The sequence below is a fragment of the Taklimakanibacter lacteus genome (assembly GCA_003576695.1).
Lineage (GTDB): Bacteria > Pseudomonadota > Alphaproteobacteria > Rhizobiales > Aestuariivirgaceae > Taklimakanibacter > Taklimakanibacter lacteus.
Genome location: QOZQ01000004.1, coordinates 377,998 through 402,264 on the forward strand (window position 1 = coordinate 377,998; position 24,267 = coordinate 402,264).

The 24,267-nt window shown below is 62.7% G+C and carries 21 protein-coding genes; 11 read left to right on the forward strand and 10 right to left on the reverse strand.

The features are described from left to right. Positions 1–32 precede the first annotated feature (32 nt). The 7 genes from DT068_RS10080 to DT068_RS10110 all read right to left on the reverse strand — a co-directional run bounded on the left by DT068_RS10080 (position 33) and on the right by DT068_RS10110 (position 7,746). The gene (locus tag DT068_RS10080) at positions 33–1,046 is read right to left on the reverse strand and encodes a Gfo/Idh/MocA family protein (RefSeq protein WP_119389683.1); all 1,014 of its coding nucleotides are present in this window, start codon (positions 1,044–1,046) and stop codon (positions 33–35) included. Between the two features lie 7 nt (positions 1,047–1,053). After that, positions 1,054–2,043 carry a DUF4432 family protein gene (locus tag DT068_RS10085; RefSeq protein ID WP_119389684.1) on the reverse strand — a complete coding sequence of 330 codons (990 nt, stop codon included), beginning with the start codon at positions 2,041–2,043 and terminating at the stop codon, positions 1,054–1,056. After that, a complete protein-coding gene (locus DT068_RS10090; RefSeq protein ID WP_119389685.1) occupies positions 2,040–3,575 on the reverse strand; it encodes a sulfatase in 1,536 nt (511 codons plus the stop codon). The genes DT068_RS10085 and DT068_RS10090 overlap by 4 nt, the downstream gene beginning before the upstream one ends. A gap of 34 nt (positions 3,576–3,609) precedes the next feature. After that, positions 3,610–4,446, reverse strand: coding sequence for a carbohydrate ABC transporter permease (locus DT068_RS10095; RefSeq protein WP_119389686.1), 837 nt, complete (start codon positions 4,444–4,446; stop codon positions 3,610–3,612). Next, positions 4,443–5,378 (reverse strand): carbohydrate ABC transporter permease, encoded by a 936-nt coding sequence (locus DT068_RS10100; protein ID WP_368904607.1) that lies wholly within the window; start codon positions 5,376–5,378, stop codon positions 4,443–4,445. The genes DT068_RS10095 and DT068_RS10100 overlap by 4 nt, the downstream gene beginning before the upstream one ends. Positions 5,379–5,388: 10 nt before the next feature. After that, positions 5,389–6,732: an extracellular solute-binding protein gene (locus tag DT068_RS10105; protein WP_119389687.1), complete on the reverse strand. Its 1,344-nt coding sequence runs from the start codon at positions 6,730–6,732 to the stop codon at positions 5,389–5,391. A gap of 108 nt (positions 6,733–6,840) precedes the next feature. Continuing rightward, complete coding sequence (locus DT068_RS10110; RefSeq protein WP_119389688.1) at positions 6,841–7,746, reverse strand: LysR family transcriptional regulator; 906 nt, start codon at positions 7,744–7,746, stop codon at positions 6,841–6,843. Positions 7,747–7,839: 93 nt separating this feature from the next. Between DT068_RS10110 and ggt the strand changes: the two genes are divergently transcribed. After that, entirely contained in the window at positions 7,840–9,573 is a 1,734-nt protein-coding gene (gene ggt / locus DT068_RS10115; protein ID WP_119389689.1) for a gamma-glutamyltransferase, read from the forward strand. A 49-nt stretch (positions 9,574–9,622) separates the two neighbouring features. On the opposite strand, the gene DT068_RS10120 is transcribed toward ggt, so the two are convergent. Further along, positions 9,623–10,399 (reverse strand): SDR family NAD(P)-dependent oxidoreductase, encoded by a 777-nt coding sequence (locus DT068_RS10120; protein ID WP_119389690.1) that lies wholly within the window; start codon positions 10,397–10,399, stop codon positions 9,623–9,625. 142 nt (positions 10,400–10,541) lie between these two features. After that, positions 10,542–11,570: a LacI family DNA-binding transcriptional regulator gene (locus DT068_RS10125; RefSeq protein ID WP_119389691.1), complete on the reverse strand. Its 1,029-nt coding sequence runs from the start codon at positions 11,568–11,570 to the stop codon at positions 10,542–10,544. 159 nt (positions 11,571–11,729) lie between these two features. On the opposite strand from DT068_RS10125, the gene DT068_RS10130 reads away from it, so the two are divergent. From DT068_RS10130 to DT068_RS10145, 4 genes are read left to right on the forward strand one after another with little or no spacing between them, the layout of a single operon-like run. Then, on the forward strand, positions 11,730–12,674 hold the full coding sequence (locus DT068_RS10130) for a sugar ABC transporter substrate-binding protein (protein WP_119389692.1): 945 nt from the start codon (positions 11,730–11,732) through the stop codon (positions 12,672–12,674). A gap of 15 nt (positions 12,675–12,689) precedes the next feature. Beyond that, positions 12,690–14,249, forward strand: coding sequence for a sugar ABC transporter ATP-binding protein (locus DT068_RS10135; RefSeq protein WP_368904608.1), 1,560 nt, complete (start codon positions 12,690–12,692; stop codon positions 14,247–14,249). Then, the gene (locus DT068_RS10140; RefSeq protein ID WP_119389694.1) at positions 14,246–15,241 is read left to right on the forward strand and encodes an ABC transporter permease; all 996 of its coding nucleotides are present in this window, start codon (positions 14,246–14,248) and stop codon (positions 15,239–15,241) included. Before DT068_RS10135 ends, DT068_RS10140 begins: the two co-directional genes overlap by 4 nt. Before the next feature lie 11 nt (positions 15,242–15,252). After that, a complete protein-coding gene (locus tag DT068_RS10145) occupies positions 15,253–16,089 on the forward strand; it encodes an MBL fold metallo-hydrolase (protein ID WP_119389695.1) in 837 nt (278 codons plus the stop codon). A gap of 9 nt (positions 16,090–16,098) precedes the next feature. Here the strand turns inward: DT068_RS10145 and DT068_RS10150 are convergent, their stop codons facing one another. Then, positions 16,099–17,118: a LacI family DNA-binding transcriptional regulator gene (locus DT068_RS10150; RefSeq protein ID WP_119389696.1), complete on the reverse strand. Its 1,020-nt coding sequence runs from the start codon at positions 17,116–17,118 to the stop codon at positions 16,099–16,101. A gap of 295 nt (positions 17,119–17,413) precedes the next feature. Between DT068_RS10150 and DT068_RS10155 the strand changes: the two genes are divergently transcribed. From DT068_RS10155 to DT068_RS10180, 6 genes are all read left to right on the forward strand, one after another. Next, a complete protein-coding gene (locus tag DT068_RS10155; RefSeq protein WP_119389697.1) occupies positions 17,414–19,021 on the forward strand; it encodes an extracellular solute-binding protein in 1,608 nt (535 codons plus the stop codon). 136 nt (positions 19,022–19,157) lie between these two features. Then, positions 19,158–20,018: a carbohydrate ABC transporter permease gene (locus tag DT068_RS10160; RefSeq protein ID WP_119389698.1), complete on the forward strand. Its 861-nt coding sequence runs from the start codon at positions 19,158–19,160 to the stop codon at positions 20,016–20,018. 26 nt (positions 20,019–20,044) lie between these two features. Further along, positions 20,045–20,974, forward strand: a complete 930-nt coding sequence (locus tag DT068_RS10165) for a carbohydrate ABC transporter permease (protein WP_368904609.1) — start codon at positions 20,045–20,047, stop codon at positions 20,972–20,974. Beyond that, positions 20,971–22,065 (forward strand): ABC transporter ATP-binding protein, encoded by a 1,095-nt coding sequence (locus DT068_RS10170; protein ID WP_119389699.1) that lies wholly within the window; start codon positions 20,971–20,973, stop codon positions 22,063–22,065. The genes DT068_RS10165 and DT068_RS10170 overlap by 4 nt, the downstream gene beginning before the upstream one ends. 3 nt (positions 22,066–22,068) lie before the next feature. Then, complete coding sequence (locus DT068_RS10175) at positions 22,069–23,112, forward strand: ABC transporter ATP-binding protein (RefSeq protein ID WP_119389700.1); 1,044 nt, start codon at positions 22,069–22,071, stop codon at positions 23,110–23,112. A gap of 34 nt (positions 23,113–23,146) precedes the next feature. Continuing rightward, positions 23,147–24,238, forward strand: coding sequence for a Gfo/Idh/MocA family protein (locus tag DT068_RS10180; protein WP_119389701.1), 1,092 nt, complete (start codon positions 23,147–23,149; stop codon positions 24,236–24,238). The last annotated feature ends 29 nt before the right edge of the window (positions 24,239–24,267 follow it).

Genomic DNA, 24,267 nt, shown 5'->3' on the forward strand with positions numbered 1-24,267 from the left:
CTGATGCCCGCGTGGCGCATCGACGATGACGGTCAACCCAGCCGTTTCTCCTCACCGGTACGAGCAGACTCATAGGCGGCAAGGACGATTGCGAGGGCGGCGCGTCCATCGACAGCCGTGCTCGGCGGCGCGGCGCCTGTCGACAGGCAGTCGAGGAAGGCGGTCGCCACCGCGTGATGAAACCGGCCCGAGACGAAGCTCGGCGTGACGTCAACGGGCTCCCATGCCGATGCGCCGGTGCGGGCTATTCGCAAGTAGGGCGGCGCCGACAGACGGCCCGATGCCAGGTCGACGCCGGAGAGCAGCGCAGAGCCCCTAGTTCCGTAGACTTCGACGGAATTGTCCGCCGCCGCGAAGGACCAGCTTGTGGCGACCTCCGCCAGGAGGCCGCCTGGCCAGCGCACTATCGCCACGGCGGTGTCCTCGACGGACGACGATGATGACGACGACAGGCTCGCCTGGACCGCGACGGGATCGCCGAACAGCCAGCGCAGGAAGTCAAAGGCGTGGACACCTTCATCGATCAACGTGCCGCCGCCGCTCAAATCCCGATCTGTCCACCACCCGCCGGTAAAGGCGGGGTCTTGCCCGTGGTCATGGCCGTGGCGGATGCGGACCAGCCTGATCTGCCCCAGCTCGCCGCTTTCCAAAATCATCTTGAGCCTGTGGTTCACGGGATCGAGCCGCTTGGGGAAGCTCTGCATGAACGCAACGGCGGATCGCCCGACCAGGCCGACGATGGCATCGGCGTCGTCCAAGGTCGTGGTTATCGGCTTTTCGCACAGCACGGCCCGACCGCGCGCGATGGCTCTTTCGATCAGGGCGCGATGCCGGGCCGTCTCGGAGCAGATCGCAACGGCATCGACGGCGTCAAGTAATTCATCGATAGATGCGAATTGAGGGATATCAAAGCGCCCGGACGCAGTCATCGCGCGTTGCGCATCGTCATCCCAGAGTCCAATGAGAGATGTGCGGCGATCCTCGACGAGAGCTTCCGCCCAGAAGTCGGCGTGGTAATGGGCAAAACTCAGGATTCCGATACGCAAGGGACGATCAGCTCCGATCGGGCAGGTTCAACGGTCGCGGGCTGCCGGAGAGAGTGATTTCCAGGCGGTAGGTGCGGCGCTCGCCAGGCGCAAGGTTCGAATCCGCCTTGCCTTTCCCATCTGCTGCAAGCGGGCTGCTGCATGGCTCGATCGCGAGGACGCCCGTATGCCGCCGCAGATCGCGCCAGAGCTGAAGATGGCTTAAAGTGCGCGTGTCGAAAGAAAAGCTGACGGAGAGTCTTCTTTCACCGGATGGTGTTACGACAGTGCAACGAGACGTTCCGTTCGCCTGGGCCGGCCAGGTTCTGGCCGGCTGCAGCCCGTCGTCATCCGGCAGCTCGATCGGACCCAGAAGGTTCTGTCCGTCGAGCTCGACGGTGGTGCCGGGAGCAATTCCCGGGTAACCTAGGTTGAAGTGATAGAGCATCTCCTGCGCGCATATCTCCGCTCCGAGATTCTCCACCATATCGGTGATCCGGATCGTCCCGCCGCCGACTGGAGCTTCGATCCGCCGGCGCAAGCGCAGCGCCTCGCCGCCGTAGCGCGCCTGCACCACCTCGCCCTCGCAATAGAGCAGGGGCTCGTCCCTGTCCCAGTCTTCGCCATAGGCGGTGAGCCGTGCCGGCGTGAAGGGAAGGCGTCCATGGAGGGGCTCGCCATTCGCGGGCTGGCGGATGTGGTTCAATCCGCACGTGATGAGGAAACCGGAAAAGCCGCGATTGAAGCCGCGGCCACCCTCGCTCTCCAGATCGATGAGCGCCGGCGTGCGGAAACCTGCCGGACTCTGCCAGGCGATCTGAATGCCCTGCCAGCTTAGCGTGCCGATATCGAGTGTTCGGTCGCTCAGGGCCAGGAATTCGAGGCCGCCACCGGTGGAAAAGGAGAGGGCGCGGACGCCGTTCTCCGGACCGTCATCAAGCACGATCCGGCGCACGGTGGCGATCTGGCGCAGGGTGCCGACCAGCGGACTGAGCGATTGCGCCAGCTTCTTTGTCATTGCGCGGCCACCGGCAACTGCGGCCCCTCGAGATCAAGGCGTGAAAAGGCCTCGGGCGGCGCATCATTGGCGCGCATCAGCTCCATCATCAGTGCGACGAGCCTTGTCTCCTCGCTCCTGTCGGTCAATGGATCGAGCTGCCCCGGATCGGTGTGCAGGTCGTAGAGGCGCGTGTCAGATTCCAGCAAAGCACCCGGCCCGTAGTTCTCATACATCGGCGAGCGCCTGGTCACCGGCACCTTGAGTAGCCGCGCCCCCTTGCTGAAGGCGAAAGGATCCGCGATCCCGGCATCGGCAAGCTCCTCGGGCGAGAACGGCGCGAAGATATGCGTCGGCATCAGAGTATACTGGTAGATCTCCTGGCGAGACAGGTCGGCGGGGAAGCGATGATAGGTATAGCGCCCGTCGGTGATGTTCACCGCGCCGCCGAAATAACCGAAGAGCGCGCCGTCGCGCCGCCTTTCGCCGGACTTCATCGAGAGGAGGGAATGGCCTTCCATCTCGGCTTCAGGCCCGACACCGAACAGGTCGAGAAAGGTCGGCGCGAGATCGATCGACTGGGTGAGGGAGGAGGAGCGTGATCCGGCCATGGCGAGACTGCGGGGATCGTAAATGAACAGCGGGATATGGGCGACTTCCTCATAGAGATTCATGCGGTTCTTGGCCCAGAAATCATGCTCGCCGAGCAGGAAGCCATGGTCGGTGGTGACGATGAGGGCCGTGTCCCGCCATAGATCGTGCCTGTCGAAGTAGTCGAGCAGCTCGCCGAGCAGGTGATCGCACATGGCGACGACGGCATAATAATTGGCGCGCAGCTCCTCGCATTCTTCCGGCAACTCGTCGACCCGGCCATAACGCGGCCAGTCGCGGATGGGCCCCTTCCATCCGGTATCGAAGGGCTCCTTGAAGCGGCTCGGGGCCTGGAACGGCTCATGCGGATCGAAAGTCTCGATCTGGAGCAGCCAGTTGTCGGCGGCGCGGTTGCGGTCGAGAAAATCGAAGCCATGGGCGAAGCATTGGACAGAAGGGAAGTCCTTCTCCTCGCGGATGAATTGACGATTGATGATGTTCTGAGAGAAGTATTTGCGCCGCTCCGCGGTGAACTGCCGCGCATGGTACAGTTCGCGCAGGCGCTCCCAATGCGGCTGCACCATGGCCTTCCAGCGATCGCCCTCCTGACCACGGACGAATTCGTAGGAGTCGTAGCGGTTGTGGTAGGTGGCGCCGCCGTCCTCCCAATAATGGAAGTGATCGGTGACCAGGTGGCTGTAGACGCCCGCCTTGTGGAGCAACTCGGGAAAGGCGTTGTCGAAAGGCTCCAGCGGCCCCCAGCTGCGGTGAAGAAAGGTCAAACGCCCGGTCAGCATGTCGCGACGCGCCGGCATGCAGGGCAAGCTTCCCACATAGTGCTTGTCGAAGGTGACGCTGCGGGCTGCAAGGCGGTCGAAATTGGGTGTCGGAACGCGCTTGCCGCCATAAGGCGCCAGTATGTGGCGATTGAGCGAATCGAACAGGACAAAAACCGCCTTCATTTAGGATCTCCTTGAGCCCGAATATATATGCCGGTCATTTGATGGCGCCCTGCGTAAGTCCCTTGACGATGTAGCGCTGGGCGATGAGGAGCAGGACGAGGGCGGGCAGGATGGACAAGGCCGCGCTTGCCGCCATCTGCGTGTATTGAATCTCGAAATCCTGCGCGAATTTCGCGATCGCCACCGGCACCGTGGCCGTCTGCTTCATGGTGAGCGTCAAGGCGACGGCGAATTCGTTCCAGGAGAAGACGAAGGCCAGGATCGCCGTGGCGGCGATACCGGGCGCGATGATGGGGAGCACGACATGCCACAGCACGGCCGGCATGTTGGCGCCATCGATGAAAGCAGCCTCCTCGAGCTCCTTCGGCACGTCGCGCACCGAGACGCCCATGAGCCAGATGGCCATCGGCAGGTTCAAGGTTGCATGAGCAAGCACCAGCCCGGTGAAGGTGTTGTCGAGCCCGACAGCGCGGGCCATCGTATACCAGGCGCCGGCCAAAGCGACGGGCGGGATCATGTGGAAGATCAGCGTCCAGGCGAGGAAGACATGGACGATCCAGCCTGGCCAGCGCATGCGGTGCAGCGACCACGCGGCAAGTGTGGCGATGGCGATGCAGATCGCGGTGCTCGATATGCCGACGATCAGGGAATTGCGGTAATTGAGCAGGAAGTCGGAGGTCTTGGAGAAAAGCACTTCGGCGAAGTTGCTGCCCACCGGCGTGAAGAGGAGCTCGCCCATCAGCAGCGATATCTGGGTGCGGAAACCGGCGGCAACGGTCCAGACGACGGGAATGATCACGATGACCGCTGCTGCGGCGAGCAGCAGATGGATGAGTCCCGCCCGAGACCGCGCGGAGAGGAGGCCGCTCATGACGCCGCCGCCTGACGGCGGGCCGACAGGGCGATGACCAGGAGAAGCGACACGATGAAAATCACGGCGATCGACATTGCGGAGCCGTAACCGATGCGGTCCTCGGTGAAGAAGCGCTGATAGAGGGTGAAACTCACCACCTCGGTGGCGGTGCCAGGTCCGCCGCTGGTCAGGAGATAGACTTCGTCGAAGACCTTGAAGGCAAGCACGAGCCGGAAGGCGAAGGTGACCACGATGGTGGGGATGATCAGCGGAAGAGTGACGTGGAAGAACTCCTGCCATGCGCTGGCGCCGTCAATCCTGGCCGCTTCGAAGACGTCCTGGGGAAGCGACTCGAGTCCGGCCAGGAAGAGCAGGAAGCAGAATGGCGTCCAGTGCCAGATATCGACCATGATCACCGACAGGAGCGCCGTTTCCGGAGCGCCCAGCCAATCCTGGGGCATGATCCCGAGGAGCGCCAATCCCTGATTGACGAGGCCGAAGTCATAGTTGAGCATCAGCTTCCAGATCGCGCCGATGACGATACCCGGGATGAGGATGGGCAGGATGAAGATGGCGCGGTAAAGGACACGGCCCCGCGTGACCTTGCTGCTGAGCAGCGCCAGGCCGAGGCCGAGCACCATCTGACCGGCGACCGCAGCGAAGGCAAAGATGAACGTGTTGGCGAGCCCGGCCGCGAAAAGCGTGTCGGCGGCAAGCGCATGATAGCTGCTGAGGCCGGCGAAGGTCCTGACCGCGCTGCCGTCGGCCCAGCTGATGTCCTGGAAGCTGCTGATCAGCAGGTTCACCAGAGGCAGCACGCTCAACAGGAGCATCAGCCCCAGCGCCGGCGAGAAGGTCAGCCAGCGCCAGAGCCGGTCGTCTCCGAATGACGCTCCATGCTTGCGAGCCATCTTCAGGCCAGCCGGCACCGTCATCGAACTTGTGCTCATGCTTGCCGGTTCAACGCAGCGGCTCGAGCTGCGCCGTCTTATATTTGTATTTCTCCATCACCGCGTGAATCTCGTCCGCCATGCCATTCAGGGCGTCGACCGCCGTGATCTCGCCGGCGATAGCGCGATTGAGGCCGAGTTCCAGGACGGCGATGACCTCGCTCGCCTCCGGGAACTGGTAGACATTGACGGCATGCGGCAACGCCTCGGCCAGCGGCTTCATCCAACGGTATTTGCGTTCGTCGGCGATCGGCTCGCTGTAGACGCCGGCATGAACCGGGATGCCGCCCGCCTTGGCTGTTGCCAGCTGGGCTTGCTTGGTCTGGAACCAGCGCAGGAACTCGATCGCCGAGCGCTTGCGGTCGTCCGGGACATTCCTGGCGATGCCGGCCAGCCAGTGGCCCAGGCCGGGCGCGGTCGGAAGCCCGGGCATGGACGGGGTGGGGGCCCATTCCACCTTGTCGACGATTGCCGATTTATTGGGATCGTCCATTTGCGACCAGGCGGCGATAACCATCATGATATGCGCGGCGTGACCGGTCACCATGCTCTGGATGACTTCGGCCTGGTCCATCGCCGCGGTCTTGGGATGACCGGCCTCGCGGGCGAGGCGGATATAGTATTCGAGCGCCTCGCGCCCTTGCGGGCTGTTGAGCGTCACCGAATAATCACCCGATGACTGGTCCTTGAAGATGCCGCCGCCCTGTCCATAGAGATAGGGGTAGAAATCATAGGCCACCGTATGGGGACCCCGCGCGCCACGCTGGACGATGCCGTAGCGCGCGGGCGGCTCGTGGAAGCGGCGCGCATTCGCCTCGAGCTCGGCGAAGGTCCTGGGCGCCTTGAGACCTGCCTCGGCATAGAGATCGCCGCGATAATAGAGCATCGGAATGAGCGGCGAGACAGGGACCGACATCAGCTTGCCGTCCGCGGTCACGGTTTTCTTGTCGGCATTATAGTAGACAGTATCGCCAAGCGTGAAGATTTCGGGATCGAGCTTGAATGACGGGTCGATATCGGTGAGAGGATCGACAAAGCCGCCGGCATACATCTCGGTGAACCAGCCGGAATTCATGATCAGTATGTCATACTGGCCCTGTTTCGCGCGCACGGAGTTACGCTGCTTCTCGAGAGAGCCGGCGAATGGATTGACGTCGAGCTCGACCTGATTGCCGCTCTCCGCCTCATAGAGCTCGACCGTCTTGCGGAAGCTTTCGAACCACGGCGATTGATTGATGACAATGGTGATCGGCGCGACACTGGCCGCCCAGACAGGCCGCCATGCCGTGCCTGCCGTTGCCGCTGCCATTCCGGCGATCACATGCCGTCTGCTGAGCTTGAGCTCTTTCTTCATCGGTTCCTCCCATGGGACGGACTTGCGCCGTCATGCGAAGAGGCTTTCATGAATCTGCCATTCCTGCAAATAACTAAGTCAACCTTATCGATGCCGGAATGGAATAGCTCAGTTGGTGTGCTCGCGCTCGCAGATGGCGACCAGCTCATCGACGATGGCCTCGGCGGCAGGCGAAAGCCAGCCATTCTTCCGCGTGATGATGCCGGCGTTGCGCACTGCCGCAAGCTGGGGCACGTCCAGCATCACGATATCCCTGGCTTCGGGGAGCTTGAGGGTCGTCGAGACCGTGAAGGTCAGTGCATCGGAGTAGCGCACCATCTGCAGGATGAAGGCCATTGATTCGGTTTCGACGACCGAAGTCGGCGGCGGCAGGTCGGTCGCGACGAACAGCGCCTTCAGCCGCTGGTGAGCGCGGGTCGTCTGGGGCGGCATGACCCAGGGATATCTCAGGAGCGCGGAAAGTGGCGGCTTGCGCATTCCATTCAGCTCATGGGTCTTGCGGCAGCAGACGCCGAGACGGTCGGAGGTTAGCGGCTGCATCTTGAGATCGCGCGGCGCTTCGGTGGCCGGGAGTTCCGCAATGACGAGGTCTACCGCACCATGGCGCAGGGACCTCAGCAAGGCATTGTCGAAGCCTCCCTCGACCCTCACCCTTATGGACGGGTTCTTCTCGATCGCCTTGGCCACGGCGGCGGGCAGAAGCCGGCGGAGCCAGGCCGGCCCTGCGCCAATGACCACCGTTCCATATTTGCCGCCGCGAAGCGCCCCGATCTCGCTCTTGGCGTCCCAGAACTGAACCTTGATCGCCTCGGCGTGCCGCAGCAGACTCTGGCCGTAAGGGGTGAGCTCCATCCCCCGCGGCATGCGCTCGAACAGCTTCACGCCGAGCTCAAGCTCGAGCGCGCGCACGGTCTTGGTGAGAGTAGGCTGGGCAACGCCCAGCGTCGCCGCCGCCAGCGTCATGCTTTTGCAATCGGCGACGGCCAGGAAATATTCGAGCTGACGTATGTTCATATGGCCTGTCTCTCTCGATAAAAGGAATCGCACTTTCCTTCGCTTGGGTGGAAGATAGGCTCCAGCACCAAGCCGGATAAAGGGGGCGCGCCCATGTCCAAGACCTGCCTGAAGTCTATTTTCGTCGCTTTTTTCCTCATCGCGGGCTCATCCGCCTTCGCGGCCTCGCCGGCGCCCGTCAAGGGCGAGCACGGCATGGTGGTGACGGCCCAGAATCTCGCTTCCGATATCGGCGTCGAGGTGCTGCAGCAAGGCGGCAATGCCGTCGATGCGGCGGTCGCCGTCGGCTATGCACTGGCGGTCACCTATCCCTCGGCCGGCAATATCGGTGGCGGCGGCTTCATGACCATCCGCTTCAAGGACGGCGCGACCACTTTCCTCGACTTTCGCGAAAGAGCGCCCCTGGCCGCGACCAAGACCATGTATCTCGACAAGGATGGCAATCCGATCAAGGGCGCAAGCCTCGATGGCTATCTCGCTGTCGGCGTGCCCGGATCGGTGGCGGGGCTCGACATGGCGCGCGAGAAATACGGCACGCTCGCCCGCGCGCAATTGTTGGCGCCTGCCATTCGACTTGCCAGGGAAGGCTTCGTCCTCGGCCAGGGCGATGCGAGTATTCTCGCCGGCAATGCCAAGCGGCTGGCCCTGGACAAGGCCGCCGCCGCGATCTTCCTGAAAGCCGATGGCGCGGCCTATGGCATGGGCGAGAAACTCGTTCAGCCCGATCTTGCCGCGTCGCTGACGGCGATATCGGAGAAAGGACCTGATGCCTTCTACAAAGGCGCGATCGCCGATGCGATCGTGAAGGCGAGCCAGGAAAAAGGCGGCATCCTCGCCAAAGCCGATTTCGAGCAGTATAAAGTGCGCGAAATCAAGCCTGTCACCTGTTCCTATCGCGGCTATGACATCGTGTCCTCGCCGCCACCGAGCTCGGGCGGCCTTATCATCTGCGAGATCCTCAATATCCTCGAATTCTATCCGATCGCGCATCTGGGCTTCGGCTCGGCCGATACGGTGCATTTCATGGTCGAAGCGATGCGCCATGCCTATGTCGACCGCAATTCGGCGCTGGGCGATCCGGCCTTTGTCGAAAATCCGGTGGCGACGCTCACCGACAAGGCCTATGCGGCGGAGATCCGCGGCAGAATCGACAAATACCGCGCCGGCGTCTCCAAGGACCTAAAGCCGAAGGATTTCGCCGAGAGCAAGGAGACCACGCATTATTCGATCATCGATGATGCCGGCAATGCGGTCGCCGTCACCTATACGCTGAATGGCTCCTTCGGCGCCGGTGTGGTGGCGCCGGGCACCGGCATCCTCCTCAACAACGAGATGGATGATTTCACCCAGAAGCCCGGCGTCCCCAATCTCTATGGGCTGGTGCAGGGCGAGGCGAATGCCATAGCACCACTCAAGACGCCGCTTTCCTCCATGAGCCCGACCATCATCTCCAAGGACGGCAAGCCCTTCATGGTGATCGGCAGTCCGGGAGGCTCGCGCATCATCACCATCACGCTCGAAGCCATCATCAATGTCATCGACCACGGCATGGATATCCAGGAGGCAATCGATGCACCACGCATCCACCATCAATGGCTGCCCGATACGGTCTATGTCGAGAATAACGGCCTGTCGCCCGACACGCTGAAATTGCTGGCCGGCATGGGCTACAAGCTCGATGTGGCGGCGGCCGGCAAGGTCTGGGGACAGGCCGCCGGCATTCTGGTCGGCGGCAAGTCGCTGGGCGAGATCGAGAAAGGCGGCGGCGCCCGCTACAATGGGGCGATCGACAGCCGCGCGGCCGCGGGGAAGGCGGCGGGATATTGAGGTTCGATCAGCGGCGGCTTTCCGCCGCGAGCGGCCATGTGCGCTTTCCTTACCAACAGGTGTATCCGCCATCAGCCAGGACGATGGATCCGGTCATGTAGCTGGATGCGTCGCTGGCTAGGAACAGCATCACATTGGCGATTTCCTCCGGCTGGCCGAAGCGACCGATCGGGGTCATGTCCTTCCACATTGGCAGCCAAGCCGGGTTGCTGATGCCGCGCGCCGTCATCTCGGTAATGACATATCCAGGAGCCACCGCGTTGACCCGAATACCGTAGGGGGCCAATTCGATCGCCATCGATTTGATCATCTGATGAACGGCAGCCTTGGAGGTGTTGTAGTGTGCCTGGGGCTGCGGACGATCCACGATAAAGCCTGAATTCGAGCCGATCGCGACAATAGCTCCCCTGCCGCGCGGGACCATCTTTCGAGCGACCGCCTGAGAGATATAAAATTGTCCGTTGACATTCACGTTTATAACCTTCGACCACTCTTCAGCCGATACCTCGAGCATAGGTGTATTGGGATTGATTCCGATGCAATTGAACAGAACGTCGATGTCGCCAAGCTCGCCGGCAATTGCCTCCGTTACGTCCTGAGCAGCCTTTGGGTCAGAGAGATCTGCCGTCCAGGCTCGGACCTTCTTGCCACTCAACTGGGCGATTTCGTGGGCAGTCGCTTGACTTTCCTTGTCGAGGATGTCGACGATTGCGATATCAGCGCCGGTGGCAGCCGCGAGCTCGGCAACTGCGCGACCAATGCCTCGTGCCCCTCCGGTGACAATCGCCGTTTTGCCGTGAAGGCCAAATCTATTCAGAACGCTCATCCGAGACTCCCTGGCTCTGCATGTGGCCGAGTGGACAACCTATTGAAAGCTCACATCTAGAGCGTCGGACGTTCTCATAGAATAGGCCCGGTGTTCCATCTCTTTGTTTACGCATCGGGTTATCCGAAAGCCGCTTCGCACTCTAGCGGTGGTTTTCCACTACGAGCGGCACTGTGGGCGCGCAGCTTTCGCCGACGACGAGGGCTGGCTGGAACACCACATTGCGCGGCGCCGGCGGCGCGCCATTGCTGATGCGATCGACGAGCAGGCGGAAGGCCTCGTTGACCATGTCGCTCAACGGATGCTCGGTGCGGGTGAGGCGCGGGCGCAACCCGCCGATGCCCGGTATGGTGTCGGTCGAGGCGATGGAAATGTCTTCCGGGCATCTAAGGCCGAGATCGGACAGAGCGCGCATCAGGCCCAGCGCCATGACGCCATTGGCGACATAGAGCGCGCTGGGGCGGTCGTCGCCTTCCAGTATCTCGCGCGCCACCGAATAGGCGGTGCCCTCGCGAAACTCACCGGAGCGGATGTGGTGGGGAAGGGGCGTCACGCCGCGGGCCTGCAGCGCCTGCATCATGCCCTCATGGCGGCCGCGTCCGGTGGTGAGTTGCAAGGGGCCGGTGATCGAGCCGATGCGGCGATGGCCGAGATCGAGCAGATAGTTGGTGGCCTGCCGGCCGGCCGACACATTGTCGATCGTCACCGTGTCGGAGCGACGGTCATCGACGATGCGGCCGAACAGCACGGTCGGTATCGATTTGCCATCGTCATCGCGCATGTTCTGCGCCGTCTCGCCGACGGGCACCAGCACGATGCCGTCACAGGACAGCATGCGGATGCGCGAGATGATGCGCTTCTCGGCTTCGGGCTTCTCATCGCTGTTGAACACGACGAGGGAATAGCCCCAGGCGGCGGCGGCCGCTTCGGCAAGGCAGACCATGCGGCTGAAGAAGGCATTGGCGAGATCGGCGACGACAATGGCGATGAGCTGGCTTTTGCCGCGCTTCAGATTCCGCGCCACCATGGAAGGGGCGTAGTTGAGCTGGCGCACCGCGGCCTCGACGCGCGCGCGAAGCTCCGGGCTCACATAGGCCGAGTCATTCACGACGGCCGAAACCGTCGCTGTCGAAACCCCGGCGGCCTTGGCCACATCCCTGATGGTTGCCATATCACATCCAGCTAAACGTTTAGCTATACTTGCCGACGAAAAATGCTTTGTCTATGCGAAAATTTACTTGATTGCCGAAGCCCGATCGGGAATTCTATCGAAACGGTTAGGTAACGTTTGCTGACGCAGTCAAACGGCAGCCGTTCATGGGAGGATATAATGAGACAGACATTGGCTCTGTGCGCCTTCGCCCTAGGCCTCGGACTGGGAGCGAGCCATCTCGCTGCCGCCGACAAGCCGCTCATCGGCATCGTCTCGATCGCCGCGACCGAAGCGAACAATGTTCGCTACATCAAGGGGGCCGAGAAAGCCGCCGGCGAGCTCGGCTGGGAGGTATCGGTCATCGATGCCGCGGGCAGCGCCGACCAGGCGAATGCCGGCATCCAGAATTTCGCCCAGCGCGGCGCCCATGCGATCATCGACATGGTGTTTCCGGTGTCGTCGATCGGCGCCGGCCTCGATGCCGCCAAGAGTGCTGGCATCCCCGTCGTGACCTGGGGTGGTGGCCTTGGCGGCACGGTTGCGGCGACCAATGGCTCCGGCGGCCCGATGGCGACGCCGATCGTCGAGATGATGGTGGAGCAGATGAAGGGCAAGGGCAGCGTCCTGGCGCTGACCTATCGCACCGGCGAGGTCTGCCGTAACCGCGAAGTGGTGATGGACGAGATCCTCAAGATGCATCCCGACATCACCGTCACCAAGAACGAAGTGCGCATTCCGGGCTATTTCGAGGATGGCGCGCAATATGCCAATGCCTGGCTCACCTCGCATCCGGCCGGCGGCGATGCGCTCGCCATCTGGGGCTGCTGGGACGACCCGGCGATCGGGGCGATCGGCTCATTGCGCGCGCAAGGGCGCGACGATGTGAAGGTCTATGGCATCAACGGCAATGCCCAGGCGCTGGAGAACATCAAGAACGGTCATATGACCGCGACCGCCTGGCAGGACAGCTTCACCGAAGGCTACAACATGGTGAAGATGCTGGACGAGATCAAGAAAGCGGGCGCAAGCTGGCAGGCGAAGGCGGCCGAAGTGCCGGCCGTGGTCGTCACCAAGGAGAGCGTCGAGACGTTCCTCACCGAACATCCGGACGCGATCAAGTAGCAAGACCGAGGGAGCGTGCCTGACCGCGCGATGTTCGACACGAATTCTCATGCGGTGGCATCAGACGCGCTCCCGTTCCTCAAGGCTGCGGGCATCCGCAAGGCGTTCGGCGGCGCCCAGGCGCTCAAGGGAGTCTCGCTCGAGCTCTGCCCCGGCGAAGTGCATGGACTTGTCGGCGCCAATGGCGCCGGCAAGTCGACGCTGATCCGCATCCTCGCCGGCCTCGTCCAGGCCGACAGCGGCGACATCAGCCTCGACGGCAAGCCGGTCACGATCGACAGCCCGCATCAGGCCAGCGCGCTCGGCATGAGCTTCATCCATCAGGACCTGGCGCTGGTCCCGACGATGACGGTGCTCGAGAACATCATGCTCGGCACGCCCAAGAGGACATGGCTGGGTCTGGTCGACTGGCCCGCGATCGCCCGCGATGTGACGCCGATCGCCGAGCGGGTCGGGCTTCATGCCGCGCTCGACACGAAAGTCAGGCATCTGTCGACGGCCGAAAGCTGGCTGGTCAGCATCTGCCGCGCTCTGGTGCACAAGGCCCGCCTGATCGTGATGGACGAGCCCACCGCCTCGCTCTCGGTCGGCGAGAGCGAGCGGCTGTTCGCCATCATCAAACATCTTTCCGCGTCGGGTGTCGCCGTCCTTTATGTCTCGCACCGGCTGGACGAGATCTTGCGGCTGTGCCGACGGGTCAGCGTCTTCCGCGATGGCGCATCGATCGCCTGCCTCGAAGGACATGAGCTCAGCCGGCAAGCCCTTGTCGAAGCCATCGTCGGGCATCGCGAGACGGTCTCGGCGCCAATCGCGCGCCGCAAAGTCACCGGTGCGCCCCTGTTGTCGGTCGCGGGCCTTGCGCGCCATCCAAAGGTCAATGGCGTCTCCTTCACGCTTCATGAGGGAGAGGTCCTCGGCATTGGCGGTCTTGTCGGCTCGGGGCGGAGCGAACTGGCGCGCCTTATCTATGGCGCCGACCGGATCGATGCGGGAAGCATGGCCCTTGCCGGCAAGCCCTTCGCGCCGCGCCATTCGGCGCAAGCCTGGCGCGCCGGCATCGGGCTCGTTCCCGAGGAACGGCGCAGCGAAGGGCTGCTCCTGACCAGGAGCATCGCCTTCAACCTCTCGCTTGCCAATCTGGCGAGCCTTACCTTCTCGCCGGCGCTGCCCTTCATCAGTGCCGGCAAACGCAATGCGCTGGCGCGCGACATGGTGCGCCGGCTCGCCATCAAGACGGCGGGCATCAACGCGCCGGTCGGGCGCCTTTCCGGCGGCAACCAGCAGAAGGTCGTCATCGGACGCTGGCTCAAGCGCGAGCCGCGGATCCTCATTCTCGATGAGCCGACGCGTGGCGTCGATATCGGGGCGCGGGCCGAGATCCACCGGCTGATCCGCGGCCTGGTGGCGAACGGCATGGCGGTGCTGGTCATCTCATCCGAGCCCGACGAATTGCCCGATCTCGCCGACCGGGTGATCGTCATGGCCGATGGGCGCATCGTCAGCACGCTCGAAGGCGAAAACATCACACGCGCGGCGATCGTCGCGGCAAGCTATTCAGTAGGAGGGGACGCATGACCGATATGGTCCTGGCCAATCGCCGCATGTCGCCCGCGAGCAAGCGGGCGCTGGGCATCTTCGCGCGCTATTCCACCATCATCGGGCTCCTGGCGATGATCATCGCCTTCTCGATCCTTTCGCCGAAGGCCTTCCCGACGCTGGGCAATTTCACCAATGTCATCAACCAGGCCTCGCTGGCGATGATCATCGCGGGCGGTCTCACCATGGCGGTGATCGTCGGCGAGCTCGATCTGTCGATCGGCTTTGCGGCGAGCCTGCATGGCATCCTCGTCACCGGACTCATCGTGCGCAATGAAATGCCCATTCCCGTGGCGATCGTGATCATCCTCCTCGCCGGCGCACTGATCGGCCTGGCCAACGGACTCATCGTCACCAAGATCAGGGTCAATTCGGTGATCGCGACCTTGGGCGTCGGCACGATCCTGACCGGACTTGCCTTCGCCTATTCAGGTGGCGCCCCCATCGTCGCCGGCGTGCCCGAGGCCTTCCTGCAGCTCTCGCTCGGCCGCTGGCTGTTCGGCGTCCCGAACAACATCGTCATCATGGCGCTGGTGCTGGGCGGCTTGTGGATTCTGGTCGAGAAGAGCGCCATCGGCCAGGAGATCCAGGCGGTGGGCGGCAATGCATCGGCGGCCCGCCTGACCGGCATCAATGTCGACCGCATCAAGATTTTGGGCTTCGTCATTTCGGGCATATGCGCAGCGCTGACAGGAATACTGCTTGCCTCCCGGCTCGGCAGCGGTACCACGAGCGCCGCCGACAGCTATCTCCTCACCGCCTTTGCCGCCGTCTTTCTGGGTTCCGCGACGCTGCGGGACGGTGAGTTCCACATCATCGGCACCTTTGTCGGAGCGCTCATCATCGCCTTCGGCTTCAACGGCCTCAATATCTTCGGCGCGCCGACCTATTCGCAATATGTCTTCCAAGGCGCCATCCTGATCGTCGCGGTGGGCCTGTCGAGCCTTGGCCGCCAGCTGGCCGAAAACTGAGGAGAGCTACCATGGCGGATGCCACGCATTGGGATGTCCATGTCATCGAATTCGCCCGCTCGAAGGACCAGCCGGTCGACGGGCTGATCAATGGCGCCCATGATGACGGCGTCGTCGATCTGCCCTTCTCTTTCGTCATGGCGAGGCAGGGCAGGCGCATCGCGCTGGTCGATACCGGCTTCATGCGCGAGGGGATCGGCGCCGAGATGAGCGTCAGATTCGGCATTCCGCACTGGATATCGCCGCTCAGGATGCTGGCCGAGCTCGGCGTCGCGCCGGAGGCGGTGACCGATATCGTCGTGTCGCATGCGCATTTCGACCATATGGGCTCGATCGGGAAGTTCCCCAAGGCGCAGATCTGGATCCAGAAGCGCGAGATCCTGTCCTGGGTCGAGGCGATGGCGCTGCCGCCGCAATTCGGCTTCCTCACCGCGATCATCAATCCCGATGATCTGCGCAATGCCTTCGATGCGTCGGTCGAGCATCGCCTGACGCTGCTCGACGGTGATCGCGACAATATCCTGCCCGGCCTCCATGTGAGGTTCGGCGAAGGCCACACGCTGGGCCAGCAATTCGTCATATTGGAGACCGGGCGCGGCCGCCTCGTCGTGTCGGGCGACTGCGTCTATGCGGCGCGCAACATCACCGGCCACAAGCATGACGGCGTCTATGTGCCGCTCGCCAATGGGGTGGGGAGCATCTGGGAGCAGCTCAAGACGATGGACCGGATCAACAACGAGATCGGCGGCGATCTCGGCCGCCTCATCATCCTTCACGATGCCGAGCGCTGGGCGAAGTTCCCGGTGGTGCATGAGGTGGAAGGCTTTCGCATCGTGAAGGCGTCTTGAGTTTACGCTTCACACTTCCGGGATGTTCTCCTTGAAGATCACATGCAGGCGCGGCGGATGGCCTTCATAGGGCAGGCCCTTCACCGCCTGGCTCAGGAGATTGAGCGCTTCGCGCGCCTCGACGCGCGGATTCTGGTCGATGATGGCGTCCATCGTGCCTTCGAGCAGCAATTGCTTGGTGCCTTCGGTCAGCTCGTGGCCCAGGAACACGACCGAGCCTTCGAGATGGCGCTCGCGCAAAGCGCGCGCGACACCCTGGTTGCCGGCGCCGATATTATAGATGCCGGCGAGATCGCCGTGGCGGTCGAGCAGGGCCGCGGCTTCGGTATAGGCCTTCTCGCGGTCGTCGCGCATCTCGCGCAGTTCCACGATGGTGAGATTGGGGAAGTCCTCCGCCAGCACATGGCGGAAGCCCATTTCGCGCTCCTCATGGCCGCGATAGGAGAGGGAACCCGCGAACATCGCGACCTTCTTGGGCTCGGTGGTGCCGAGGAAGCGGCCCAATATGTAACCGGCGAGCCGTCCCGCCTGGCGGTTATCAATGCCGACATAGGCAACGCGCGGCACATGCGCGATATCGGTCGCCAGAGTGACGACCTTCACGCCATTGGCGGAGAGGCCGCGTATGGCTTCACGCACCGTCGGGTGATCGAGCGCGATGACGCCGACGCCCTGGGTCGTGCCCTGCAGATCGCGCAATTTGCGGGCCAGCGTATCGGGGTTGAAGCCTTCGATCGAATGCACCTCGACATCGAGGTCCTGGCGCGCCGCGCCCTGCAGGCTCAATTGGTTCTGCAGCATCTTGATGAAGGTGTTGGTGCCGACCGGCAGCACGAAGTCGAGCCGGATCCTGTCGGCCTGGCCTTCCACGGTGATGTGCTCGGCGGAGAGATAGCCAAGACGCCTGGCGGTCTCGAGCACGATCTCACGGGTGCGTTCGCGCACGCCCGCCCGGTTGTTGATGACACGGTCGACGGTGGCGGCCGAAACGCCGGCTTCGCGTGCAATGTCGAGGAGGGTGGAGCGCATTCGTCAGCCTCTACTCTGCCCCGATTCTGAGGGGAAATGATGTATCTTCTCGCATCCTCCCGGCAATCCGATCGTATGTTTGCGGGACGCCGGAAATACCTCAATATCAATCAACTGCAAAGGCGGAAATGCCTGCTGCATAGCGGGAGGACATTGATTCATTGGAGCATTTCTCATTGCGCAGTGCATGGTGATGTTTTTTGATTTGAAATGATGTTGACATCATCAAAATCGCTCGTCAATATTCCTCATAATGGATCTGGAAGAATCCAGTCCAAATGGGAGGAATTTCAACATGTCAGATCTGATCCGCATGTCGCGGCGCCGCCTGCTTGCGTCAGGAGGCAAGGCTGCGGCACTCGTCGCCTTTACCGGGATTGCTCCGAAATTCATCCGCCCGGGCCGCGCCTATGCGGCCGATGCCCTTGCCGCCGGCATGATCGGCGGCCCGACCGGCTTCGATGGGGCGGAGCGCTATCAATATGGGCCGGACACGCCCGAGGGCCGCGCCGTCGAAGCGGCGAAGGCGATGAAGGCGGCGGGCGTCGACAAGATCGTGCTCGGCCTTTCCGATGGATCGATCGGCCAGCTCACACAGCCCTTTCCGGCGGGGGCGCCTTCCATCAAGGCGCTGTGGGAGAAGGAAACCGGCATCACGCTCGAGATCGTCGGCGTGCCGAACGGACAGGAATTCACCAAGACGATGCAGGACATCTCCACCAAGGGTGGGGCCTATGACATCTATGCGGTCGAGTGGAACCGCCTGGGCGATCTCGCCGAGACGGGCGGTATCGTCAAGCTCGACGACTATGTGGCCAAGCACAAGCCCGAATGGGATGCGCCCGAGACGGGCTATGTGAATGGCGCCAAGGGTGTGTCGCTGCTCAACCAGTATCGCGGCTCCACCTATGGCGTGTCGCTCGACGGTGATTTCCAGACCTGGGTCTATCGCACCGATCTCTTCAATGACGAGACCGAGAAGAAGGCCTTCGCCGACAAGCATGGCTATGCGCTGGCGCCGCCCAGAACCTGGAAGCAGCTCGACGAGATCTCGGCCTTCTTCCATCGCCCCGACAAGAACTTGCTCGGCTCGACCGACCTGCGCAATCAGGGCTGGGGCTATACCAACTGGTATCAGCGCTATGTGTCGATGGGCTCGCCCAACCAGTTCCTGTTCGACGACACCGGCAAGGCGCTGATCAATTCCGATGCGGGCGTTGCGGCGACCAATGAATATATCGCCTCGCTCGCCTACAAGTCGCCCGATGCCGTCTCCTGGGGCTGGCCCGAGCAATATGGCAATTTCGCCAAAGCGGGCGCGGCGATGACCTGCGCCTTCTCGAACCTGCCCAAGTTCCTCGACAATGCGGCCAACAAGGATTCGGCCGTCACCGGCAAGATCGGCTCGATGCTGCCGCCCGGCCGCGAGGTCGACGGCAAGCTGATCAGCCGCTCGGTGCTGTGGCTCAACCTCTCGGCCTCGGTCTCCGCTCAGGCGAAGAACCCAGAGGCCTGCTACGTCTTCCTGCAGTGGCTCGGCTCGGCGCGCATCTATGCCTGGATGACCGCCAATCCCGGCGGCTATTTCGATCCGTTCCGGCTTTCGGACTTCTCCGATCCGCTGGTGCGCCAGACCTATCACGATTACCACATGGATATCGTGCGCGAGACGGTGAAGCGCACGGTGCCGACGATCAACTATCCGGGCGCCACCGCCTTCCACAATGCGCTCGATGAGAATCTCGTCGCGGCGCTCACCAAGGCCAAGACGGCCGAGCAGGCGATGGCCGATACCGAGGCCGAATGGAAGAAGATCGCGCGGCGCATCGGCGAGGACAAATTGCTCGAAGCGATCAAGACGAACAAGGAGGCCTGGCCGACGGTGACGGACACCGTCAGCTGATAGAATTCAAGGTCTGGCGCGTGATCGGACGGAAAACCGGCATCCACTTTTCCTGATCACGCGCCGGCCTGCAAGCCTGAGGGGAGGAGCGGCGACGCTCCTCCCGCCATTACAGCCAGCGGACCATTGGTTTGACATGAAGCGCGCCGTCCCGTTCGAGATCTTCCGCTATGCCGCGATATTCGCGGCACTGGCGGTGACGCTGATCCCGATCCTGTGGATGATGTCGATGGCCTTCAAGCCGATCGGCGAATGGTCGGCGACGGGGGCAGAGCTCACCTGGTGGCCGAAGGAGCCGACGCTCGCCAATTTCCGCTTCATTTTCGGGGAATCCTCGAGCGATCTCATCGTGGCGCTCGACCGCACGGCGCTGAAACCGATCCTGTCCTCGCTGCTCTCGGCGAGCCTCGGCACCATCATCGCCATGTCGGCCGGAACCGCCGCCGCCTATGGGCTGTCGCGCTTCGGGGCGGGGCAGAACCTGCCTCTCGCCTTGACGCAGCTCAGGCTGTTCCCGCCCATGGCCGTGATGATCCCGGTGATGATCATGTGGGCCTTCCTCAATTTCACCGACAGCTGGTGGGGCCTCGCCCTCATCTATGGCATCGTCACCTTGCCCTTCGCCTTCTGGCTGATGAAGACCTTCTTCGACGACATGCCGCGCGAGATCGAGGAGGCGGGACTGGTGGAAGGCTGCTCGCGCTGGCGCGTCTTCACCCGGATCACCCTGCCGATGATGCGGGCACCCCTCGCCAGCGCGGCACTCTTCGTCTTCATTCTCAACTGGTCCGACTATCTCATTGCGCTCCTCCTGACCACGCGCGAATGGGTGACCATCCCGGTCTATATGGCGTCGCTTTCCTCCTCGATGACGGGACAGCTTTACGGCGCCAAAGCCGCGCTCGGCCTCATTGCCGCCGTGCCGCCCGTCATCATGGGCATCGCCATCCAGCGCCATCTGGTGCGCGGGCTCACCTTCGGGGCATTGAAGCAATGACCATGGCCGTCGCTTCGGAAAATGAAATGAGTGCGCCCGCTCCGAAATCTTCGGCGCCTGCCCAGGATGAAAGGGCCAGGCTCGGCTTCCGGCTGACCTTGCCGGCGCAGATCCTCGTGCTCTTCATCTCGGCCTTTCCGCTCCTGATGCAGGCCTATATCAGCCTCACCGACTGGTCGCCGCTTTCCGGCACCAACTGGTGGAATGCCTGGGAGATGTGGAACACCTTCGCCAACTATACCGACCTTGCCATGGACGGCCGGTTCTGGAGTGCCCTGTGGCGCACGCTTGTCGTGATGCTGGTCTGTGTGCCGGTGGAGTTCCTTCTCGGGCTGGCGCTTGCAACGCTGTTCGCCGATGATTTCCCGGGCAAGAAACTGTTCTACTCGATCCTGCTGATGCCGATGATGGTGGTGCCGGCGGTCGCGGGCTACATGTTCTTCATGCTGTTCCAGTCGGGCGGGCCGGTGAATGACGTGCTGTCGGGACTGCTCGGCTTTCCCGTCGCCATCGCCTGGCTTTCCGATCCGAAGCTGGCGCTTGCCGCCGTCATGATTGCCGATATCTGGCAGTGGACGCCGCTGATGTTCCTGATCCTGCTGGCGGGCCTGGTCGGCGTGCCGCAGGACCAGATCAAGGCGGCGACGCTCCTTGGCGCCAATGCCTGGCAGCGTTTCGTGACCATCGTGGTTCCCAAGATGAAGACGATCATCATCATCGCGCTCGCTATAAGGGTGATCGAGAATTTCAAGATCTTCGACACGCTTTATATAATGACGGGCGGCGGTCCCGGGGTCGCGACCGAGACCATCTCCGTCTACATATATAAAGTGACGACGCAGGACCTGATCTGGGGCTATGTCGCGGCCATTGCGCTGGCGATCCTGGTTGTTCTCTCCGTCGCCGCCGTCCTGGCCATGAAGCGCATGGCGGCCAACCGGGAGGCCGCGGCATGAGCGCCATCCATCTTCAGGGCCTTTCCAAGAAGTTCGGCGATTTCACCGCCCTCAAGACCATGGATCTCGATATTGCCGATGGCGAGTTCATGGCGCTGCTCGGCCCCTCGGGCTGCGGCAAGACGACGACCATGAACATGATCGCCGGCATGGAGGAGCCGACGCAGGGACGCATCCTGTTCGGCGAGTGCGACATGGCGCAGGTGCCGATGGGGCGGCGCGGCGTCGGCTTCGTGTTCCAGAATTATGCGATCTTCACCCATATGACGGTGCGCCAGAACCTGGCCTATGGACCGAGGATGCATGGTGCGTCCAGGCCTGAGATCGACAGGCGGGTCGGCGCCATTGCCGAGCTTCTGCAATTGACGCCGCTTCTCGACCGCAAGGCGGAGCGGCTGTCGGTCAATATCCTGCAGCGCGTGGCGATCGGCCGCTCGGCCATCCTCGAGCCGGCGATCTTCCTGCTGGACGAGCCCCTGTCCAATGTCGATGCCGCCTTCCGCGCCGTGATGCGCACCGAGCTCAAGCATCTGCAGCGCCAGTTCAGGCAGACGATGGTCTATGTGACGCATGACCAGCTCGAGGCGATGACCATGGCGGATCGTATCACGGTCATGGATCATGGCGTGCTGCAGCAGGTGGGTTCCCCCATCGAAGTCTACAACAATCCGGCCAATGTCTTCGTCGCCCGCTTCATCGGGTCTCCCGGCATGAATTTGCTGCCCGGCCGCCCGGCCGAGAGCGACCGGGGCATGGTCATCGATCTGGGGCCGGTCGGCCTGACACCGCTGCTGCCGGCGAAGCTGGCACAGCGGCTGCGCGGGCATGGGGGCGATGTGCTGTTCGGTTTCCGGCCCGAGCAGGCGACGATCGCCCATGAAGGACGCGGCATGAAGGCGCCCGTGACCTTTGTCGAGCGCATCGGTGCCCGCATCATTGTGCATCTGGGCCAGAGCGAGAGCGCCATGAAGGTCGTGCTCGACAATGATGCCAGGGTTTCGCTGGGCGCGTCTGCGATCATCACGCCCCATATGGAAAGTGCCCGTCTCTTCGACCGGGCGAGCGGTGCTGCGATCGGGCAGGGAGCCTGAGCCATGGCCGAGATCGCTTTCCACAATGTCAGCAAGCGCTACGGCGAAGCGATCGCGCTCAGCGATGCCTCGTTCACCGTGAACGACAATGAGTTCTTCTGCTTCTTCGGCCCGCCGCTGTCCGGCAAGTCGACCATCCTGCGGCTCATTCTCGGTCTCGAGACGCCGGATGAGGGCGAGATCCTGATCGGCGGCAAACCGGTCAACCAGGTTTCGCCTGCCGAACGCAATGTCGCCATGGTGTTCCAGAACCTGGCGCTGTTCCCCCATATGAGTGCCGCCGACAATATCCGGTTTCCGCTGGTCGAGCGCAAAGTTCCCACCATCCAGATCGAGCGCAAGCTTGCCGATGTCGCGGCCAAGCTCCATATCGCGCATATATTGCACAAGGCGCCGGCGCAGCTGTCGGGCGGCGAACGCCAGCGCGTGGCGATCGCCCGCGCACTGGTGCGCGATCCCGCCGCCTATCTCATGGATGATCCGATCTCGGCGCTCGATGCGCGTTTGCGCGAGGAGACCCGCGTCGAGCTCAAGCGCATCCAGCGCGAGCTCGGCAAGACGCTGATCTATGTCACCCATGACCAGGAAGAGGCGATGTCGGTCGCCGACCGCATGGCGATCCTGGAGGAAGGGCATATCCGCCAGATCGGGACGCCGGCCGACATCTATGATCGTCCGGCCAGCAGCTATGTCGCAAGGCTTCTCGGCTCGCCGATGATGAACATCCTGCCGTCAGGCCTCATTGCCGACGGCGCCATCAGCATTCCGGGCTTCGGTGCAAAGGGAGATATCTCCGAAATCGGGGTTCGCCCGGAAGACATAAAAGTCAGGCCGTGGTCGGCGTCCGATGGCGGCAATCCGGCGAAAGTGTTCGAGGTCGAGCCGCTTGGCGGCTACACGGTCGTGACCGTCGATGCCGGCCAGACACGCATCCGGGCGCTGATGCGCGGCCAGCCCGACATCAGGCCGGAGACCAAGGTGGCGCTCGCCTGCGATACGGCGCGAGTCCATTATTTCTCCAAAGCGGGAGCAGCGCTGCCGCGATGAGACGGATGACAAGAACAAAATGGGAGAGGAAGTGATGGCCAAGGCGCTCAAGTTCGAGCCGGATGTCAAGATTCGCACCAAGAGCTACCGGATCGGCTGCATCGGCGCCGGCATGATCATGGCTGAATGCCATCTCGCCGCCTATAAGCAGGCAGGCTTTCCGGTTGCCGCCATCGCCTCGCGCACCAGGGCCAATGCCGAGAAAGTGGCGAAGCGCTGGGGGATCCCGAAGGTCCATGCGACGCCGGAAGAGCTGATCCGGGACCAAAGCATCGACATCATCGATATTGCCTATCCGCCCGACCAGCAGCCGGCGCTCATCCGCAAGGCGCTCAAGCAGAAGCACATCAAGGCGATCCTGGCGCAGAAGCCGCTCGCTCTGTCGCTCAAGGAAGCGATCAGATTGCGCGATGAGGCGGAGAAGGCCGGCAAGACCCTCTCCGTCAACCAGAATATGCGCTACGACCAGTCGATGCGCGTGCTGAAACAGATCATCACATCGGGCGCGCTCGGTGACATCGTCTTCGCCCAGATCGACATGCATGCGATCCCGCACTGGCAGGGCTTCCTGCGGAAATACGATCGCCTGACGCTCTCCAATATGAGCGTGCATCATCTCGACGTGCTGCGCTTCCTGTTCGGCGATCCGAGCGAGATCACGACTCTCACCCGGAAAGACCCGCGCACCAAGTTCGAGCATTCGGACGGCATCATCGTGTCGACGATGAAGTTCCCGTCGGGCCTGATGGCGGTGTCGCTCGAAGATGTGTGGTCGGGGCCGCGCCAGGACCGCTACAAGGACGACCAGCATATCAACTGGCGGGTCGAGGGCACGCATGGTGTCGCCAGGGGCACGATCGGCTGGCCGACGGGGGCGGCGTCTACCCTGTCCTATGCCTCGGCCAAGACGACCGGCGGCAAATGGGTGACGCCCGCCTGGAAGACTATGTGGTTCCCGCATGCCTTCATCGGCGTGATGGAGCAGCTGCAGCATGCGGTCAAGACCGGCACGCCGCCGGCACTTTCCGTCGCCGACAATGTCAAGACCATGGCGTTGGTCGAAGCGGGCTATCGCTCGATCGCCAAGGGCCGGTCAGTCAGGCTTTCCGAGATTTCAACCAACTGAGAAACCACTTCAATCGCTTTGGGAGGAGC